At 45.9% G+C, this 18,242-nt stretch carries 19 protein-coding genes and 1 pseudogene; 11 read left to right on the top strand and 9 right to left on the bottom strand.

The window, feature by feature from the left end; translation table 11 throughout:
• The 3 genes and pseudogenes from CKO50_RS23885 to cyaY form a co-directional block, all read right to left on the bottom strand.
• A pseudogene (locus CKO50_RS23885) lies at nucleotides 1–407 on the bottom strand (hypothetical protein); the annotation flags it as partial.
• A 45-nt stretch (nucleotides 408–452) separates the two neighbouring features.
• Nucleotides 453–1,109 (bottom strand): alpha/beta hydrolase, encoded by a 657-nt coding sequence (locus tag CKO50_RS03690; protein ID WP_095727060.1) that lies wholly within the window; start codon nucleotides 1,107–1,109, stop codon nucleotides 453–455.
• Complete coding sequence (gene cyaY, locus CKO50_RS03695; protein WP_010378141.1) at nucleotides 1,109–1,429, bottom strand: iron donor protein CyaY; 321 nt, start codon at nucleotides 1,427–1,429, stop codon at nucleotides 1,109–1,111. Before cyaY ends, CKO50_RS03690 begins: the two co-directional genes overlap by 1 nt.
• A 155-nt stretch (nucleotides 1,430–1,584) precedes the next feature.
• Between cyaY and CKO50_RS03700 the strand changes: the two genes are divergently transcribed.
• The 7 genes from CKO50_RS03700 to CKO50_RS03730 all read left to right on the top strand — a co-directional run bounded on the left by CKO50_RS03700 (nucleotide 1,585) and on the right by CKO50_RS03730 (nucleotide 7,816).
• A complete protein-coding gene (locus tag CKO50_RS03700) occupies nucleotides 1,585–1,761 on the top strand; it encodes a lipoprotein (RefSeq protein WP_095727061.1) in 177 nt (58 codons plus the stop codon).
• Between the two features lies 1 nt (nucleotide 1,762).
• Nucleotides 1,763–3,016: a diaminopimelate decarboxylase gene (lysA, locus tag CKO50_RS03705; protein ID WP_095727062.1), complete on the top strand. Its 1,254-nt coding sequence runs from the start codon at nucleotides 1,763–1,765 to the stop codon at nucleotides 3,014–3,016.
• Nucleotides 3,017–3,142: 126 nt separating this feature from the next.
• A complete protein-coding gene (gene dapF, locus CKO50_RS03710; RefSeq protein ID WP_095727063.1) occupies nucleotides 3,143–3,973 on the top strand; it encodes a diaminopimelate epimerase in 831 nt (276 codons plus the stop codon).
• Nucleotides 3,970–4,596 carry a DUF484 family protein gene (locus CKO50_RS03715; RefSeq protein ID WP_095727064.1) on the top strand — a complete coding sequence of 209 codons (627 nt, stop codon included), beginning with the start codon at nucleotides 3,970–3,972 and terminating at the stop codon, nucleotides 4,594–4,596. Before dapF ends, CKO50_RS03715 begins: the two co-directional genes overlap by 4 nt.
• The gene (locus CKO50_RS03720) at nucleotides 4,593–5,516 is read left to right on the top strand and encodes a tyrosine recombinase XerC (RefSeq protein WP_095727065.1); all 924 of its coding nucleotides are present in this window, start codon (nucleotides 4,593–4,595) and stop codon (nucleotides 5,514–5,516) included. The genes CKO50_RS03715 and CKO50_RS03720 overlap by 4 nt, the downstream gene beginning before the upstream one ends.
• Before the next feature lie 2 nt (nucleotides 5,517–5,518).
• Nucleotides 5,519–6,220: an HAD-IA family hydrolase gene (locus CKO50_RS03725; RefSeq protein ID WP_095727066.1), complete on the top strand. Its 702-nt coding sequence runs from the start codon at nucleotides 5,519–5,521 to the stop codon at nucleotides 6,218–6,220.
• A gap of 84 nt (nucleotides 6,221–6,304) precedes the next feature.
• Nucleotides 6,305–7,816, top strand: a complete 1,512-nt coding sequence (locus CKO50_RS03730) for a peptide MFS transporter (RefSeq protein ID WP_095727067.1) — start codon at nucleotides 6,305–6,307, stop codon at nucleotides 7,814–7,816.
• Between the two features lie 29 nt (nucleotides 7,817–7,845).
• Here the strand turns inward: CKO50_RS03730 and CKO50_RS03735 are convergent, their stop codons facing one another.
• Nucleotides 7,846–9,186, bottom strand: coding sequence for a hypothetical protein (locus CKO50_RS03735; protein WP_095727068.1), 1,341 nt, complete (start codon nucleotides 9,184–9,186; stop codon nucleotides 7,846–7,848).
• Between the two features lie 113 nt (nucleotides 9,187–9,299).
• On the opposite strand from CKO50_RS03735, the gene CKO50_RS03740 reads away from it, so the two are divergent.
• Complete coding sequence (locus tag CKO50_RS03740; protein WP_095727069.1) at nucleotides 9,300–10,169, top strand: SDR family oxidoreductase; 870 nt, start codon at nucleotides 9,300–9,302, stop codon at nucleotides 10,167–10,169.
• Nucleotides 10,170–10,172: 3 nt separating this feature from the next.
• Here CKO50_RS03740 and CKO50_RS03745 read toward each other — a convergent pair whose 3' ends face one another.
• Nucleotides 10,173–10,478, bottom strand: coding sequence for a DUF6482 family protein (locus CKO50_RS03745; RefSeq protein ID WP_095727070.1), 306 nt, complete (start codon nucleotides 10,476–10,478; stop codon nucleotides 10,173–10,175).
• Nucleotides 10,479–10,559: 81 nt separating this feature from the next.
• On the opposite strand from CKO50_RS03745, the gene CKO50_RS03750 reads away from it, so the two are divergent.
• Nucleotides 10,560–11,252: a pseudouridine synthase gene (locus tag CKO50_RS03750; RefSeq protein ID WP_095727071.1), complete on the top strand. Its 693-nt coding sequence runs from the start codon at nucleotides 10,560–10,562 to the stop codon at nucleotides 11,250–11,252.
• 23 nt (nucleotides 11,253–11,275) lie between these two features.
• Here the strand turns inward: CKO50_RS03750 and CKO50_RS03755 are convergent, their stop codons facing one another.
• Nucleotides 11,276–11,662 carry an MAPEG family protein gene (locus tag CKO50_RS03755; RefSeq protein ID WP_095727072.1) on the bottom strand — a complete coding sequence of 129 codons (387 nt, stop codon included), beginning with the start codon at nucleotides 11,660–11,662 and terminating at the stop codon, nucleotides 11,276–11,278.
• Between the two features lie 305 nt (nucleotides 11,663–11,967).
• Here CKO50_RS03755 and CKO50_RS03760 point away from each other — a divergent pair, with 305 nt between their 5' ends.
• Nucleotides 11,968–12,837 (top strand): DMT family transporter, encoded by an 870-nt coding sequence (locus CKO50_RS03760; RefSeq protein WP_095727073.1) that lies wholly within the window; start codon nucleotides 11,968–11,970, stop codon nucleotides 12,835–12,837.
• On the opposite strand, the gene CKO50_RS03765 is transcribed toward CKO50_RS03760, so the two are convergent.
• Nucleotides 12,824–13,138, bottom strand: coding sequence for a multidrug efflux SMR transporter (locus tag CKO50_RS03765; protein ID WP_095727074.1), 315 nt, complete (start codon nucleotides 13,136–13,138; stop codon nucleotides 12,824–12,826). The two genes, CKO50_RS03760 and CKO50_RS03765, sit on opposite strands and share 14 nt — an antisense overlap.
• 1 nt (nucleotide 13,139) lies before the next feature.
• Nucleotides 13,140–14,666, bottom strand: a complete 1,527-nt coding sequence (locus tag CKO50_RS03770; protein ID WP_095727075.1) for a carbon-nitrogen hydrolase family protein — start codon at nucleotides 14,664–14,666, stop codon at nucleotides 13,140–13,142.
• 241 nt (nucleotides 14,667–14,907) lie between these two features.
• On the opposite strand from CKO50_RS03770, the gene CKO50_RS03775 reads away from it, so the two are divergent.
• On the top strand, nucleotides 14,908–15,894 hold the full coding sequence (locus CKO50_RS03775; protein ID WP_255229421.1) for a GGDEF domain-containing protein: 987 nt from the start codon (nucleotides 14,908–14,910) through the stop codon (nucleotides 15,892–15,894).
• A gap of 28 nt (nucleotides 15,895–15,922) precedes the next feature.
• Here the strand turns inward: CKO50_RS03775 and CKO50_RS03780 are convergent, their stop codons facing one another.
• Nucleotides 15,923–18,211: a penicillin acylase family protein gene (locus CKO50_RS03780; protein ID WP_095727077.1), complete on the bottom strand. Its 2,289-nt coding sequence runs from the start codon at nucleotides 18,209–18,211 to the stop codon at nucleotides 15,923–15,925.
• Between the last annotated feature and the right edge of the window lie 31 nt (nucleotides 18,212–18,242).

Genomic DNA, 18,242 nt, shown 5'->3' on the forward strand with positions numbered 1-18,242 from the left:
TCAGAAGTTTGTTGTTGCACTTGGTCTAACGCAATGACTTGAGCGACCTCTATTGAGGTCGTCGCGGCACCAACAGGGGTGAATTCGGGCGTCGTTAAAACGCTATCTGGTGAGGTATCCGCACTTAGCTGCTCGCCCTCACGCTCCTCATTAGAGTCTGTTAATAGAGAGGAGTCATTCAGCGATGTATCGGCTTGCGCAATGGTGGCATGCATCGATATTGCCACTTGGGTATCATCTTCATCTGCATTGACGTTATCCACGACACCATAAACCCCCGCGGTTGCAATGCCAGCAAACGCTGCCGTTGCCATAAAAATGCGTTTCCAGTGCCATTGATAGGTCACCGCAGAGGGCTCTGAGGGTTGCTTACTCACCGACGTTTTTATGACAATCTTTTGTGACATTGCTTTGCTCCTGTATCTGTCACCAGTACCTTATACCACCTAATATTAATCGCTCAGTCTCGTAATTAACCAAGCACGAATGGCTTTTAACTCTTCAAGACAAACCTGATGCTCCATTGGGTAGTCTTGCCAGCTCACTTCATAACCTTGCTGTTGTAACGTGTTAAGTGCATGCTCACCTGCAAACATAGGTACGACAGGATCAGCACTGCCATGTGCCATAAAAATAGTGAGCTCGCTTTGCTGTGCTTCTGCGCTGAGCTTTTCAGGCACACACATATAAGTCGATAGTGCCATGACACCAGCCAATTTAACAGTTAAACGCGGTGCAAGATGGAGCGCAATCACGCCCCCCTGAGAAAATCCAGCTAGGATAATACGGTTAGCTGGAATACCTTTATCTAACTGTGCCTGAATTAATGCTTCAACCTGAGCGGATGAGTCTCGCACACCTTGCTCATCCGCTCTTTTATCCAGATCAAATGATTTAATGTCATACCATGCACGCATCACCATGCCACCATTTATGGTGACCGGCTGCTGTGGTGCATGTGGAAAAATAAAGTGTGCACCCAATTCCTCAGGCAGGTTTAACTCAGATGCAATGGGTAAAAAGCCGTCGCCTGAATCGCCTAAACCATGGAGCCAAATAATACTCGCTTTATGCTGTCCTTTGGCAGGATAATCTACAAACTCCAACATTAATCGTGCTGCCACTCTATTGCGATATTTGCCTGTTTAGTCGCCGCGTCGCTCATAAATTGCCAAAACTCAGCACCGGAGCGATTATCAATCCACTGATCGCCACGCAACTCAAAGTGATGACCATTAAACTTAGTCGCCACCCAGACTTGGTGCAATGGTGCTTGTTTATTGATAACAATTTTGCTCTTGTCAGGGAAAATAATCTCTAGAATTCCCGATGCTGATTCGTAATCTAAATCAGCGTCACAATCATCGATCTGCTCTTCAATAGTCAACATTAGCGCATCGGCTAACTCATGATATTCACTTTCTGTCATCGTGATTTCCTCTTACTGACGCACTGCGGCATGGTGCCTGAGCTTAACTCGCTATTTAAGCAATTTGATGAAGACGAAATTTCAATAGCGAAAAGCTGCTTTTTTTATCAATTCTGTTACTCTGCGATTATAAAGGCACTGACACGAATTATCTAATGAAAGCGACACCTTATAAATTTAGCGTAACGGCACTTGTTTTTACTACTTTAATCGGATTATCGGGCTGCGGTCAAAGCGGTCCGCTTTATTTGCCTGAACAACAGGCTAAAAAATCAAACCAACCGAAAGCAGCGCAAGCAAACCAGCCTGAAGCAGAACAACGGGAGCGTTAAAATGGATTATTTCAATTATCAAAATGGCGAGCTATTCGCTGAAGATGTCGCCATAACTACAATCGCCGAGCAATATGGCACTCCTTGCTATGTCTACTCGAAGAAGACCTTAGCACGGCATTATCACGCTTTTACAGATGCCGCTGCCGGTCATCCCCATTTAGTGTGCTACGCAGTAAAGGCAAATTCAAATATCGCCGTGTTGAACGTCTTGGCTCAACTTGGTTCTGGCTTTGATATTGTGTCGAAGGGTGAACTTGCGCGAGTGCTAAAAGCAGGGGGCGACCCCCAAAAAGTCGTTTTTTCTGGTGTGGCGAAAACGGAAGATGAAATCGCGTTTGCGCTTGAAACTGGTATTAAATGCTTTAATGTTGAGTCGATTGCAGAACTTCACCGTATCAGTGAAGTGGCAACCAGATTGGATAAGATTGCGCCAATTTCATTGCGTGTAAACCCAGATATCGATGCAAAAACTCACCCCTATATTTCAACCGGGTTAAAAGAGAACAAGTTTGGTATTGATATCAAAGCCGCATTTGATGTTTACCAGCTCGCATATGCCTTACCCGGTTTAAAAGTGGTGGGGATCGACTTCCACATCGGCTCTCAGCTGGTTGAGATTAATCCATTTTTAGCGGCGTTAGATAAAGTGCTGGCTCTAATCTCTCAACTCGAAAAGGCGGGAATTTACTTGCATCATCTCGATATTGGTGGCGGACTTGGCGTGCCTTATGACGGTGAAAAACCGCCGCATCCGAGTGCTTACGCTGCAGAGATTAAAGCACGATTGGCGCAGTTCAATGATATAGAACTCATTTTTGAGCCTGGTCGAGCGATTGCTGCCAATGCCGGTGTGCTGGTGACTAAAGTCGAATTTATTAAGCCAACCGAGCATAAGCATTTTGCCATTGTTGATGCTGGCATGAACGACATGCTACGACCATCGCTATATCAAGCGTGGCAAAATATCGTGCCAGTCACACCGCGAGATGATGTTGACGCAATAAATTACGACGTGGTTGGCCCAGTCTGTGAAACGGGTGACTTTCTAGGTAAAGACCGAGTACTTAAAATAAAGGCTGGCGACTTGTTAGTACAGCGCAGCGCAGGCGCGTATGGCTTTACCATGAGTTCAAATTACAACTCTCGCCCCCGCTGTGCAGAGGTCATGGTTGATAACAGCCAACACCATCTAATCCGCCAAAGAGAGCCGTTAGAATCTCTGTGGCAATTTGAGCAACTACTGCCACAATAATCGACGTGGATACGTCCTAGGGATGCAAAACAAGGCTAAATGCCAAGCCGCTTCCCTAGTCGAGGTATCCATGGCAAAGTATTAGCAAAGTGAGGCCATGGTTTTATACCAAAAGATAACCACTCTATGTTTATAAACTTTTCAAAAATGCATGGTTTAGGCAACGACTTTGTGGTGATAGATAATGTCACCCAAAATGTGTTTTTGTCTCGAGACCAAATTAAGAAGTTAGCAGATCGCCACTTTGGAATTGGCTTTGATCAGCTGTTGATGGTCGAAGCGCCTTATTCCCCAGACTTAGATTTTCATTATCGTATTTTCAATGCAGATGGTAACGAAGTTGAGCAATGTGGTAACGGTGCTCGCTGTTTTGCTCGTTTCGTCCGTATGAAGGGCTTAACGAACAAACACAAGGTTTGTGTCTCTACAAAGGGCGGCAATATCACCCTGTATACCGAAAAAGACGGCCAAGTTACCGTGAATATGGGCAAACCAAACTTTAACCCACAAGCCATTCCGTTTCGTGCAAACAAACAAGAAAACACCTATATTTTAAGAGCCGACGAACATACCGTGTTTTGTAGCGCGGTTTCTATGGGCAATCCTCATGGCGTGATTATTGTCGAGAGCGTGGAGGCCGCTGAGGTAGCTACACTTGGACCACTCCTTGAACACCATGAACGTTTCCCACAAAAGGCCAATATTGGCTTTATGGAAGTGGTTTCTCGTGAATACGTTAAGCTACGTGTTTGGGAGCGCGGCGCTGGCGAAACGCTTGCCTGTGGCACAGGGGCATGTGCTGCTGTTGTTGCTGGCATAATGCAAGGTAAGTTAGAAGAAACCGTTAGGGTCGACCTACCAGGTGGCAGTCTTCAAGTGCGCTGGGGCGGTCAAGGTCAAGTAGTGAAAATGACCGGACCGGCGGAGCATGTTTTTGATGGGCAAATCGCAATATGACCATAAAAGAAGCAAATTCAACTGAACAATTAGTCGTTGAGTACCTGCGCAAGCATCCTGACTTTTTGCTCAGGCACCCTTATGTGCTATTGGATTTGCAGCTACACCACCAGCAGCAAGGGCTTCCAAACCTTGCTTTGCACCAACAGCGGATGCTCCGCGACGAAGTCACCTCACTACAGCAACAGATCAAAGACATGGTCCATTACGCAAAAGCCAACGAACTGGTTTTCAAGCAGCTGAGTGAATGCCAATTGGCTATCATGCGTTGTACTGAGTTGAGTGCTATCAATCATACGTTAGCACAGCGCTTTGAGGACCACCCGGACATCCAAGCATGTAAACTCATCAACATCGATGATACGCTTTTGGAACTAGTGTCAGCTAAACTGACCAGTAACAACAGCTACTTAGGACGACTCAGTCAGTCACAAGCTGAACTCTTGTTTGCCGATATTGAAGTGGGCTCGGTGGCACTTTACCGCGTTGATGCGTCAGACAAAGGTCGCTTTATTCTGGCCTTTGCCAGCCGCTCACCAGAACACTTTTCGCCACAACATGACAATATGTTGATCACAGCTTTTATTCAAACATTATCGCTTAAGCTCGAAGCGCTGGCATGAGCCTAACGCCACTATCGGAAGATTGGACGCAACCAGTAACCGCCTTTATGGCACACTTGCGCCACGAAAAGCACTACTCAGAACATACACTCATCCAATACAAAACTCAGCTCCTCCAAGCAGCGCAATATTTTTGTGATCACGCCTCTTCTTGGCTAGAAGTCAGTGGCGAGCAAATTCGCAGCTACAGCATGAAGCTTCGCGGTCAAAATTACAGCCCAAGAACCATCAACCTTAAGCTCAGTTGTATTCGGAGCTTATATAAATTTCTCAAGATCAAGTCACAATCGCAACAGGCGGTCGTCAATCCCGCGCAAGGGATCCGAGGGCCTAAGTTTCAAAAACCACTCCCAAAGAACCTTGATGTTGACCAAATGGGACAACTTCTTGAAATCCAGGCTGATGATGCGCTTGCCATTCGTGATAAAGCCATGATGGAATTAATGTACTCTAGTGGTTTGCGATTAAGCGAGTTGGTTGGTGCAAACCTATTGGATGTCAAAGACGGTGAAATACGCGTGCTTGGTAAAGGCGGCAAGGAGCGTGTTGTGCCTGTCGGCGGCAAAGCGCTAAACGCACTAGCTGATTGGCTCAAAATAAGGCCGCAATTTGCAACATTGGAAGAACCGGCGCTTTTTGTGAGCAAATTAAAGCGCCGGATCAGCCCTCGCCATGTCCGCGCAAGAATGAAAGAATGGGGGTTGAAACAAGGGGTTAGTACACCTATTCACCCCCATAAACTGAGGCACTCGTTCGCCAGCCACATGCTAGAATCCAGCGGTGACTTGCGCGCAGTACAAGAGATGCTTGGACATGCCAGCTTATCAGCCACTCAGGTCTACACCCATTTAGATTTTCAACATTTAGCAAAAGTGTATGATAGCGCTCACCCAAGAGCGAAAAAGCAAAAAGACGAGTAACAATGCGATTCAATAAGCCCATTTCAGACATTGCCGCCATCAGTTTTGATTTAGACGATACGCTATACGACAACAGACCTATTATCATTGCGGCCGTTAACGCCATGACAGCGCACCTGAATGCTATTCCCGAGTGGCAAGCGAAAGGGCGATCATTCTGGTCTCAGTGTAGAAACGAAGCGCTCAAACAAAACAGTGCGCTTGCAGAAGATGTGACAAAGTGGCGTCAAATGGCACTTGAGTGGGGCTTCACAGCATTGGGATTTGATACCGTAACAAGTAAACAGCACGCGCTACACGCCTATCAAGCCTTTGCCGATGCCCGCAGTAATATCACGGTCAGCGACGCTGTCATCCGTCTACTTGCTGAATTACGCAGTCAATATCACATCATTGCTATCACTAATGGTAATGTCGAGATAGATAAATTTAATCTTCGCGATAGTTTTGACTTAGTGCTTCGCGCCGGAATTGATGGCCGCGCCAAGCCTCACCCAGAGCTTTACCAGCTTGCCTGTCAGCATTTTAACCTTGCACCACATCAACTTCTGCATGTTGGCGATAGCTTAGATACCGATGTGCAAGGAGCACACCGTGCCGGCTGCCCTAGTGTTTGGCTTCGCAATCAATTTGCGCCATACCAGTACAAAGGATTGGCTAATGTGGAAATCGATGACATACAAATGTTAAAAAAGATGATGTAATGTTTCCTTTCATGCGGTTGCATTCGGTGCTTGAATAACGTACTAATATTGACTTCCAAAAAACGATAATAATGGAAGTGAAATATGTCATCACAGGACACAACAAGTGATACAGGCTTTTTTGGTCATCCAAAAGGCCTACAGACTTTGTTTCTCACCGAGATGTGGGAACGAATGAGTTATTATGGCATGCGTGCCATGTTAGTACTTTTCATGACAGCCACCTTACAGCAAGAAGGTCTTGGCTTCACCGTTGCCTCAGCTGCCGCAATATATGGCCTCTATACTGGTTCGGTTTATTTCTTAGGCCTACCGGGAGGCTGGATAGCAGACCGTTTATTAGGTGGCCAACGTGCGGTTTGGTACGGCGGCATTATCATTATGTGCGGCCACATCATTCTTGCCATCCCAAGTCAATTTTCCTTTTTTGTTGGCCTTATCTTTGTTGCCAGTGGAACCGGTTTATTAAAACCCAATATTAGCGCTATGGTTGGCCAGCTTTATAACGATGAAGATAACCGCCGTGACAGCGGCTACGCGATTTACTATATGGGGATCAACCTAGGGTCTGTGATCGGCTATGCGGTATGTGGTTACTTTATGGAAAACGTTGGTTGGCACTGGGCCTTTGGTGCAGCCGCAGTAGGCATGGCAATCGGTTTAGTCAATTATCGCCTAACAGACAAACACATCGCTACCGTTGGTAATGCGCCAACTAACCCAATGACGGGAAGTCAAAGTGCTAGAGCTTGGGGTGCAATAGCTTTAGTCATTACGGCTGTTGCAGCAATAACGGCAGCGACGTTTACAGGTGTTTTTGTGATTAATCCTGTAGAGCTCGCAAAATATGTTGCGATTGCTTTTACTGTCACATTCTTTTTGTATTACGGTTATATCTACTTTGGCGGTAATCTTGATGCCGATGAAAAGCGCCGGATGTGGGCACTGTTTTTGGTTTGCGTTGCGTCCACTTGTTTTTGGTCTGGTTTTGAACAAGCAGGCTCATCGCTTAATCTATTTGCCCGCGATTACACTGATAGATTAGTCGGCAGTTTTAGTATTCCAACCGCTTGGTTCCAATCAGCCAACGCTTTTTTCATTATCGTGCTCTCTCCTTTCTTTGCTGCGCTTTGGATTAACTTGGCTAAGCGTATGATCACGCCAACCTATAGCGTGAAATGTGCGATTGGCCTTATCATCATGGCGAGCGGATTTATTGTGATGTTTTTCGCTTCCCAATATGCAGCCCAAGGCCTACAAGTAGCACCAATGTGGTTGATCACCACTTACTTTTTGCACACCGTGGGTGAACTTTGCTTAAGCCCAGTGGCGTTGAGCGCAGTAAGTAAGCTATCTCCCAAACGTTTTGCAGGGCAAATGATGGGGGTTTTCGTACTGACTTACTCAATTGGTAATATCTTCTCGGGTCTACTCGCTGGTAGCTTTGATCCTAATAATATCGAAGACTTACCAAATCTATACCTACAAATTGCGCTATTTACTATCGGTATTGGTGTATTTGTCGGTGTACTTGGTCTAAGAACCAAGCATTGGGAAAAGCAATCTGAAAAGGCGCTGACAGAGCAAACGGCTTAAACGAATTGAAGATGTAGGAGCAATGGCTTCTACATCTTCTCAAACTCAGCAGAAACAAGCTGGCTGTCATCAGATTTGAAATGACCGACCCAATCAGAGTTTACTACTTCTATCGTGCCATATAGATTTTCAATCGAACCTATTTGAGATGCGCGACTTTCAGGGTCAAGATACTTCACCCCATAGAATTGCCAAGGAGTAAGTACATTCGATATCACGGTCAATCCAGATAAATTAGCATTGCTTAACGACCAACTTTCTAGCAGCTTAACTCCTATCACTCGGCCAAATTGGCTTTGTTCAATTAACTGATTACACCCGGTGTAAAATAGCGTTTGCTTATCTATGCCACGCCATTGCAATAAGCCGCTCTGATGTTTTGTAATAAAAGCTTCAATGTCTTCTTGACCACTCCAGCATGCAGGAGCAATTGGTTTCGCAATCTCAGTTTTGCCTATGGTTAGGGCAGATAATTTAGTCTTCGGATCGGTAGTATATCTACCTTCGACAAAAAACTTAATGTCAGGAAACTTTTCCTTAAGTGCAAAAACCGTCACCTCATCCAAGTCACGGTTTGCAATTTGAGTTTGCTGGTGACTTAGTGGGGCCGCAAGAGCAACATCATAAATATCAATTAGATTTGCAAGACTGATAGGAAGAAGATTGAATGCATATTGGTACCCGACGAGCTTATCATGTTCAAATAAAAACACGTTGTTGCGACCAATAAATGCAAACTTTTGATATGCATTAATAGGCCATTGCATCGTAAAACGGCCTATTTTTTCTTCCGCTTGTAAAAAAGAGTCTCCGAGCTTAATACCAAATACTTGGTCCTTTGTAACAGAAGTATCAAGTACCTCTGTTACCTTTGGCTTGAGTCGACCTTTGTTCGGATCAATCGTTGTTTTATAAGTAATTGAATGGGTCATTGGCTTGGATGAAAAAACAGCACCAGATATCAGCTCGGTGTTTTTTGCTGTGAGCACTTCAGTGTAATGGCAAGATAAAACGGGCTGAGCCACAACTTTCCCGGATACAACGGCTCTTTTCGACCACCCATCTGCCGTTCTTTTAAATGAAGCATTTTTTATAATTATACCTTTATCAAACGCCTTAGCTTCTTCAGATAATGCGTCAAATAGTGACAATCTAACATCGTCAAACAGCATAGTGACAACATCCGATAACTCACCATTACTCGCCTCTTGTCCCCCCAACAAACGCATCGATTTTGAACTTTGCTCGTATATTTCAATGGGCGCTTTACTTTCATCTATGACACAATCACTATTTTTCGCAAATATTTGGGTCGCACTCACTTGCGCACTCACCACAAACAAACCAGCTAGCAAAATATTTTTTTTCATTTTTTGTCCCTTTTTTAGCCTTATCTCAACCTTAGCCTAATCTGATACAAACCTGTAGTTTTTCTTCCGACTTTGCTACTGTACTGGCTCTTTTAAAAAGGATGCTGTTTTCTATGTCTAAAGTCATGATCACTGGTGCAACGGGCTTATTGGGTCGCGCACTTTGCCAAGAGCTAAGTAGTACCCATGAAATTTTAGGATGTGGCTTTAGCCGAGCGGCCGCGCCACTTCATAAACTTGACTTGGCTGACCACAATTCGGTTTTAGAGTTCTTAGATAATCACAGCCCAGAGGTACTTATTCACGCAGCAGCAGAGCGTAGGCCAGAGCAATGTGAGCGAGATCAAGCGGCAACGCTTGCGCTCAATGTTGCAGCAACCGAGTTTTTAGCCCAAGCCTGCCGCGAAAGAGATATTCGGTTTTTCTTTATTAGTACTGACTATGTATTTGACGGCACCTCCGCACCTTATGTTGAAACAGATATCACTAATCCTGTGAACTTCTACGGCCAAACCAAGCAAGCTGCGGAGCGTGCCATACTGGCAGACAGCGCATTACACACCATAGTACGAGTGCCGGTTTTATACGGCGAGGTAAAAACGCTGGAAGAATCTGCAGTAACCGTTATTGCAAAACAGCTGTTAGCCAACCCCGCTTCAAGTCACGATCATTGGGCCATTCGCTACCCCACCCATGTTAATGATATTGCGCTAACGCTCAAAGATGTTATCGCACAGCCTAGCCTTGGTGGGATTATTCATATCAGTGGCAATCAAGCATTAACTAAGTATGAAATGGCGCGGGTCATGGCTCAGGCTTTGCAGCTACCGACGCAAGATCTCGTGCCGCTGAGCCAACCGAGTGGCGATGCCACAAGACCACAAAATTGCGCCCTAAAAGACACCAGATTGATTAACATGGGGATCGCTCACCACCGCGATTTTGCAACCGCGGTGAGTGAAGTACTCACAAAACACAGATAACGCTTAAAACAGGTTATTACGACCGAAGGGCACTTCTAATGTATTGTCATTGCCTGACACTGGGTGCCCTATCATCTCGTCATAAGCGCTTTGATGCCTAATCACCATTTCCATGTAGCTAATATCAAGCAGGCGTTTTTGAATTTGCAGCGGGTTATGTGCTTTTAAAAACTCGCCATTTTCTTCCGTGACATAATATTCCACATTATTAATAAGCACACTGACTTGATAAAGCGCTAGATCAATGGAATGCACTATTACCTTTTGCAGCGGCTGATGCTGTTTTAACTTTGAAAACGCAATGGCCATTGATACTCCCCATACGTAGATCCAAACAACTTGTTGCCCTACAATACGCGCTGTTATCTCTTTTTGATCATGTGAATGTCTATGTCCTATCCGATGCGTTTGGCCAAATATCTCAGCCACTGCGGTGTTTGCTCTAGGCGACAAGCGTCTCGCTTAATTGATAGCGCAAGAGTGACCGTAAATGGGCGTTTGGCCAATCACATAGATCACATCAATTTGACCGACTCCATTATGGTCGATGGTGAACTGGTCGCGCCGCCGCAAGCGAGAAGACTCTTTGTTTACCATAAACCTGTTGGTATAGACTGCAAAGTGAATCCAGATGACCCTGCAAGTATCTACCATGTACTACCAAAATCGTGTCGTGTGTATCCAATAGGTCGGTTAGACAAAGACAGTCGAGGCCTACTACTACTCACCAATGATGGGACACTGTGTCAGCAGTTAATCCACCCTGACCATCATCAAGAGAAAGAATATGAGGTGCAAGTTGACAAGCCTCTGGACCCAGATTTTTGCCTTAAAATGGCAGCCGGCGTGCCAGTGAAGGGCCAAATAACCCTCCCCTGTACCGTTGAGCAAATCGCACATGACCGCTTCAGAATAGTGTTACGCCAAGGACTCAATCGCCAGATCAGAAGAATGGCACATCACTGTGGTTATCGGGTTATCGACTTATACCGAGTGCGTATCGCAAACTTAGCATTGACACAGCTAGAGGTTAACTCCGCTGAAGTGAAAGAGATTTCAGCAGAGTTAATTAAATTAGCCTAAGTGTAGAGTCACGCAAAGGACAACTATAAACCACACACCACAATAATGGCGATAGCACAGCCGAGTCCTAGCGCCCATACGATGGAGCGCAGCACGTCAATATTCGCCCAATACAGCACACAATATAATGCTCGTGCGACAACATGTCCGATGACTAGCCATTCGACCAGAGGAGTATAAGTTTGGGTGCCGAACGCAACGGCCAAGGCAACAGCAAAAACAGCTAATGACTCAAAGCAGTTTTGATGCGCAGCCAGCGCTCTTGCCCCAAGCCCTGTCAGCTTCTTTTGCTGTTCACGCGGGAGCTTGTTGTCATAGCCCCCTTCTTTATTCATCGCCACTGCCACAGGAATTTTGGCAAAATAAGGTAGTAAGATGGCAAGAATTGCACAGATGATTAGTATACCCACAAGATACTCCTTCAACCTTTTGATTATTCAACTCAGTAGAGCAGAATAGCGTTAAAAAGAAAAGCCATAAGTGAATACGTAATACCCTAACCTATGGCCCAATCTTGTAGCATCGACCTTAATCATATCGTGATACTGAAAATTGAACATGTGGCAAATTGTCGCAGTACGCCAACCACAAGAGTTGCTTCCCTAGCACCTTGAATACACATTGAATTATTTTCACTATCACGAAAATGCATTTATTCAGACTCGCTCCTATCCGGTATGCTGATACACATTCGAGCATTGTAGAGTCACCTCTCATGTGGATTTTGTTCACCTTGCTAGCAGCTTTTTCTCAGGCTTGGCGAAATGCTTTTCAAAGCAAATTGAGTGAAAGCGCCTCCACAGCCAGCGTCACCCTAGCAAGATTTATTTTAGCCAGCCCACTTGCGGGGTTATATCTTTGGAGCCTTTACCAGATTGCTCCTGCAGAGCCGCTTGTTATTAACGATGACTTTTTAGCCTTTGTGCTGGGGGCCAGTGTCATGCAGATCATCGCGACGGGGTTAATGGTGGTGCTATTTAAGCAAAATAATTACGCCATAGGCGCTGGACTTGCGAAGAGTGAGGCACTCGTGGCGGCAATTTTGGGCGTACTCTTTTTTGGCTCAAGCTTAACTTTACTCGGTTGGTTTGGTGTCTTTATCGGCGCCATCGCGGTGTTGTTATTGAGCGGTTTTAGCCTGCGTGCTTTCAATGGTAAAACTGCACTAGTGGGACTTGCCTGTGGAACAAGCTTCGCGCTCACTTCTCTTTGGGTGCGTGAAGCCAGTATCGCATCGGGCTTACCTTTCCCCCACAGTGCAGCCTGGGTGTTATTGTTGGTACTGGTTTGCCAAACTGTAATGTTGAGTATGTATTTGACGATGCGCGAGCCACACTCTTGGCGCGTGCTGTGGCAACGCCGCAAACTGACGCTGGCAATTAGTGTTAGCAGTTGCATCGGTTCTATAGGTTGGTTTAGCGCAATGAGCCTAGAGCATGTAGCCTACGTGAAAACACTTGGTCAAATCGAAGTGTTTTTCACTTTGCTTATCTCATTCATGTGGCTCAAAGCGCCGGTAAAGAAGCGCGATTCAATGGGGCTCTTACTCATCGCCGTCGCGGCTATTTTGGTTATGCTAACTTAAGTACCACAACCCCACTGATGATAAGTAACACACCCAAGTAGCGCATAAAACTACTTGGGTCACCGTAGAAAAAGATACCCACTAAGAATGTGCCTGCCGCGCCAATGCCCGTCCACACCGCATACGAGGTACCCAATGGAATTTGCTTTTGCGCCAGCCATAACATCCAGCCGCTCAAGGCCATAAAACCAACGGCTATCACTATGCCTAACCAACGAGTATCAGTTTGTTGCGCCATTTTCAGGCCAACGGGCCAACCTATTTCAAACAGGCCAGCCATAATTAAATAAACCCACGCCATACTATTTTTGTTTCAACTCCACAGAATACAGGTCTTTTCTTCGGTCTCGTAAATTACGCACCGTTCCTTCACTATGCAATATTTTGAGTTTATCTAAGTCTAAGTCACTAAATAACAGCATTTCCGTATTTGGTGTTGCTTCGTTGAGTGCAGCATCATGAGGAAAAGCAAAGTCCGATGGCGTCAACACCGCTGACTGCGCGTACTGCACATCTAGGCTTTCTACCTGTGGCAAGTTGCCAACGCTTCCTGCGATAACAACGTAGCATTCGTTTTCAACCGCACGAGCTTGCGCACAGTGCCTCACCCTTAAATAACTGTTTTTCGTGTCAGTCCAAAATGGTACAAACAAAATATCCAGCCCTTTTTCAGCCATGATCCGCGATAATTCTGGAAACTCCACGTCGTAGCATACTTGGATCCCTACCCGGCCCGCATCCGTATCGAACACTTCGATTTTGTCACCGCCTTTGATAACCCAATCATAGTCTTCGTGAGGGGTGATATGAATTTTACGTTGTTCATCCACTTTGCCAGAGCGATGACATAAGTAACTGACATTATAGAGCTTGTCGCCCTCAAGTAGCGGCATAGAGCCCGTGATAATATTGGCATTGTACTCAATCGCCATTTGCGACATTGCGGCTCTAAACTGCTCGGTATACGTTGCTAATGCTCGGATAGCTTCGGTCTGATTTTTATAGCTTCCAAGGCCCATTAGTGGCGCGTTAAAAAACTCAGGGAACAGGATAAAGTCACTTTGGTAATCCGAAACCGTGTCCACAAAATACTCTACCTGCTTCATTAGCTCCTCTACCGATTCCACCCGGCGCATCTGCCACTGCACAGCCCCCACTCTGACGATGGTTTTCTTACTTTCGATCACGGTATCGGTAGGCTCGAAGAGAATGTTATTCCACTCAAGTAGGGTCGCATAGCCTTCGGAGTCCTGATCTTCCGGCAGATACTGCTTAAGCAATCGCTTTACTTGGAAGTCGTTGGCAAGTTGGAAGCTTAGAATGGGGTCGTGTAATTCTTTATGGTCGACTTTGTTTATATACTCCATTGGCGACATACTGCCACGGAATTGCTTATAAAGCGGAATACGACCACCTGCTAAAATCGCACGCAAGTTGTACTGACGACAAAGCTCTTTACGGGCATCATACAGTCGCCGACCAAGGCGTAGACCACGATGGCTTTTGGCTATCACTACATCCAGCCCGTACAGCGCATCAGCATTACTATCACTAAAAATTCGGCTATGCGCGTCAACAATGTCTTCATAGGTATGCGGGTTAGAAAAGGTTTGATAGTCAACTTGAACACTCAGCGCGATACCGACGAGACGCTCACCGTCTTTGACACCGATCTGTCCCTCAGGAAACTGGTCAACCAACCTAAATATCGTATGACTCGGCCACGCTCCACCGAGATCTGGGTAAGCTTCATCCATTAATGATTTAACCTGATCATAGTCAGACTTTTCTAGGTTACATAGCGTGATCCGCGCTTTTTCTACAGACATATCAACTCCAAAGCTTTTGTTATCTACCTATCTCTCACTCTACTACAGCGAACCTAGCTGGATGCTGAGCGAATAATCTGAGCTTAGGCCAAATAGACGGCAAATCACAATAGAGCTTCTATACTTATTTTATTGTGAACACCACAAGAGCTTGCGTTTGACTAAATATCACCCTTACAGCAAACCAGACCAAGTCGAAACATTAAAATTTGCATTATTACGACGCGTGGCCTTGTATTGCATGTGGCTACATACTGGTCTCATCGGTGTGTTTTGGCATCTAGAGGTGAACATACTCGCTTTGGTCAACGTGGGGAGTGTGCTGATGTGGTACGCTGGCATTAAACTCATTGATGCGAGTAACCCCTCTATTGCACTGCGGATTTTCTGCCTTGAAGTCGCCATCCATGCGACACTGGTATGTGCCTACCTCGGCATGTCGCTCGGATTTCAGTACTATCTCTGGACGGTCTCTTGCCTCATGCTGCTAGATTACCAACTCAGATTACGTAATGCCGTGATTTATTCCGTTGTGTTGATCACATTATTCGCAGTCTTGGAGTTGTTGTTTGGTGATATTGCCTATCAATATCGCTATCAACAATTAATTCCCTATGTGCATTTTGCCAATGTGCTCATATGCGGCATTCCAATGATCTACACGATCAGCCACATACGCAAAATGACGGTGCAACAAAGAGACAAATTAGAAGAGCTCGCTGCACACGACCCGCTCACACAAATGTTCAACCGTCGCTATGCGCGCGAGTTAATCACCCACGCCAAAGAAAACTGCGTCTCCACTCACTCTCCTTTATGTTTGGTGATGGCGGATATTGACCACTTTAAAAAAATCAATGACACCTTTGGCCATGACAAAGGAGATCAAATTTTAAAAAGCGTGGCCGAAACCATCAAAGCACATATTCACCCTGCAGATATTGCCGTTCGTTGGGGTGGTGAAGAATTTTTAATCGTGCTTGCGCCTTGCTCTAGTGGAGAGGCGATGCAGCGCATGGAAAAATTACGACGAGCCGTCGAGACCACCAGTTTTGAAAACAGCATTCTTAAAGTCACCATGAGTTTTGGCGTTGCAAATTGGGACCCTAGCCAAACTTTTGAGGTTGTCATTCAACACGCGGATGCTGCGCTTTACAACAGCAAACATTCGGGACGAAACTGTGTGACCGCAGCACCGATTTTGCGTGTATCGGAGGGAGTTAGTTAACTTCCCTCATACACCCAATAAATTGGCTTTATTTAGGCAAATTAGGCGTGATCACTATCTGGTGAGTTAATTCACCCGGTAGCAAGGGAGTATTCATCCTTTCAGCATAATCAGCAAAACCAGACCGATAAAACGGCGATAACGGATGTCCACTTTGGCCGCCAGCGACCGTTAAAATTGCATTTTGTAAATGACCAGGTTGTGCGATAAAGCGCTGCGATGCGCCGAACGATTTACCCTGTACCGCAGGCATAAAGGTATCACCAAAAGCTTGGGCGGTTGGCATATCTAACAAACCACTCAATATTGGCATTTGTTTTGAGAAAGGATGCTGCACCTTGAGTGCATTGACATCCCCCCAACGCCAAGCGGCCATATTACTACCATATCTTTCGCTAAGTTGCTGCTTGGCAAGCTTGTAAGCAGCCAACTCTAACTCNGAATCATACTCACCTAACCAGCTACTTGGCTGCTCGGTTAAGAGCTGCCAGAGTCCAGGCTCAAGATAACGTTTAATCGGCTTCAGCGACAATTTTTGCGTGTTTAAGTGCAGCTCCAAAGGTGCGTAAAGAATGTCAATCAGTGCGTTGCGGTAGGCTTTCACTAAGGTGTAACCAACTGAATCAGCACAAGCACAAGCCTGCCAGCCGTTAAGGAGCAAAATATCATTTTCAAAAGATGCGGAATGTTGATTCTGCAATAAGGATACTAAGTGCTCGTGCCACGGCGCTAAAAATTTAGCGCGATTGTCCAATTGTAGCTGATAGAAATCTGCTTCCGTAAATTGTTGCTGCCCCAAAAGTCCATCGCGGATCTGCACAGCACGAGCTCCTAACGCATAGCCACCATCACCAAACCTTTGATTATCTGCAATCGAAACCACGCGAGAGTTTGCCGTCCACAGCTTGCCGTTTTCAGGATTTTGCACAACCGGGCGAACTTGTTCGTTGTTCTGCCACGCTTGTTCATATTGCTCGACATTCAACGTCGTATCATGAGTCATTTTACGGGCAGGAATAGCCCCCATCGGCGTCCAAGCAGCATCCCCTTTACTGTCTACCACCATCAAGTTTTGTACTGGGATCCCCACCTTTTTGGCATGCACTGTTGCTTGCTGAACTTCGGTTAATCGCTCAAGTTGTACAAGCTCTAGGTTTACCGCATAGGGTTGATGAGCAACCCAACTCAGCGCTAGCTTCTTACCTCCAAGTTGTTTAACGGGACCGAACGCACTCATTTCCAATTGATAGGTATGGCTTGCACCATCAGGCAATTTAATTTCTTCAGCAATGAACTGCGTCTTGGCGTCTGCGTCGAGCTCAATCCAATCGGCAGTATCTAAATAACCATTGGTGAATCCCCACGCTATGCGATTATTACTTCCAACAACAATGGCCGGAGCACCCGGTAATGACACCCCAGTTACCTGAATTGCATGACCCTGCTCCTGATAATTAAGCTGGGCACGATACCAAATCGACGGCACATTTAAGCCAAGGTGCATATCGTCAGATAGCATTGCCGCCCCAGTCTTTGTGAGCGCACCTGTTACGGCCCAATTATTACTACCGTAAAGCGGCACATCGGCAATATGTGACGGCTGAGCTTGCACGATTTGCAGCTGTAATGCCGGAATCGTAACCGGTGATGCCGCAACTACACTGTTATCTAACGCAGCCTGATATTGACTGGGCTGCAAAATAAAATCGAGCATACCTTGACCATATTGCTGCTTAAGCGCAATTAGGGTTTCATCACGCTCATAAGTACCCGCTTGCAAGTCTAGATACATGCTAAAAATAGTGAGTAAACTGTCTTCTGGCTGCCATGGTGCAGGAGTTGCACCTAGAAGCAGGTACTCAAAACTGGTGAAGCCAGACTGTACTCGTCCATCGTTCACCCCTTGTGTATAACGCTCAAGGATTTGCCTATGCGCCTCAGGTAAGGACATCACGATAAGCTTTGCCCGTTTTCTGAATTGATGGAAACGCATGCTTTCATCAAGGCCAATGGCCGCCGAACCAAATAACTCACTCAATTCACCTGCAGCATTGCGACGCAGCAGGTCCATTTGAAAAAAACGGTCCTGACCATGCGCAAAACCCAATCCATACGACGCATCTGCCCGGGTGTCAGCCGACACTACAGCTTGCCCCATGGCATCGCGCGCTACCGTTACTGTATTATCTATCTCCGATGTACTTCCTTTACCATCCAGTGCGGGCAAGCTCAGCGCAAGCAAGCCATATATACTTGCAGTGCCAAGCAATACCAGTAACAGCAGAGCGACAACAATTCGTTTAATCCAAGTAAGCATGACCATCCCTTAACAATGTATCCAGCGCTAA

It is taken from the genome of Pseudoalteromonas sp. HM-SA03, from assembly GCF_002289345.1.
In the GTDB taxonomy this organism is placed as follows: Bacteria; Pseudomonadota; Gammaproteobacteria; order Enterobacterales; family Alteromonadaceae; genus Pseudoalteromonas.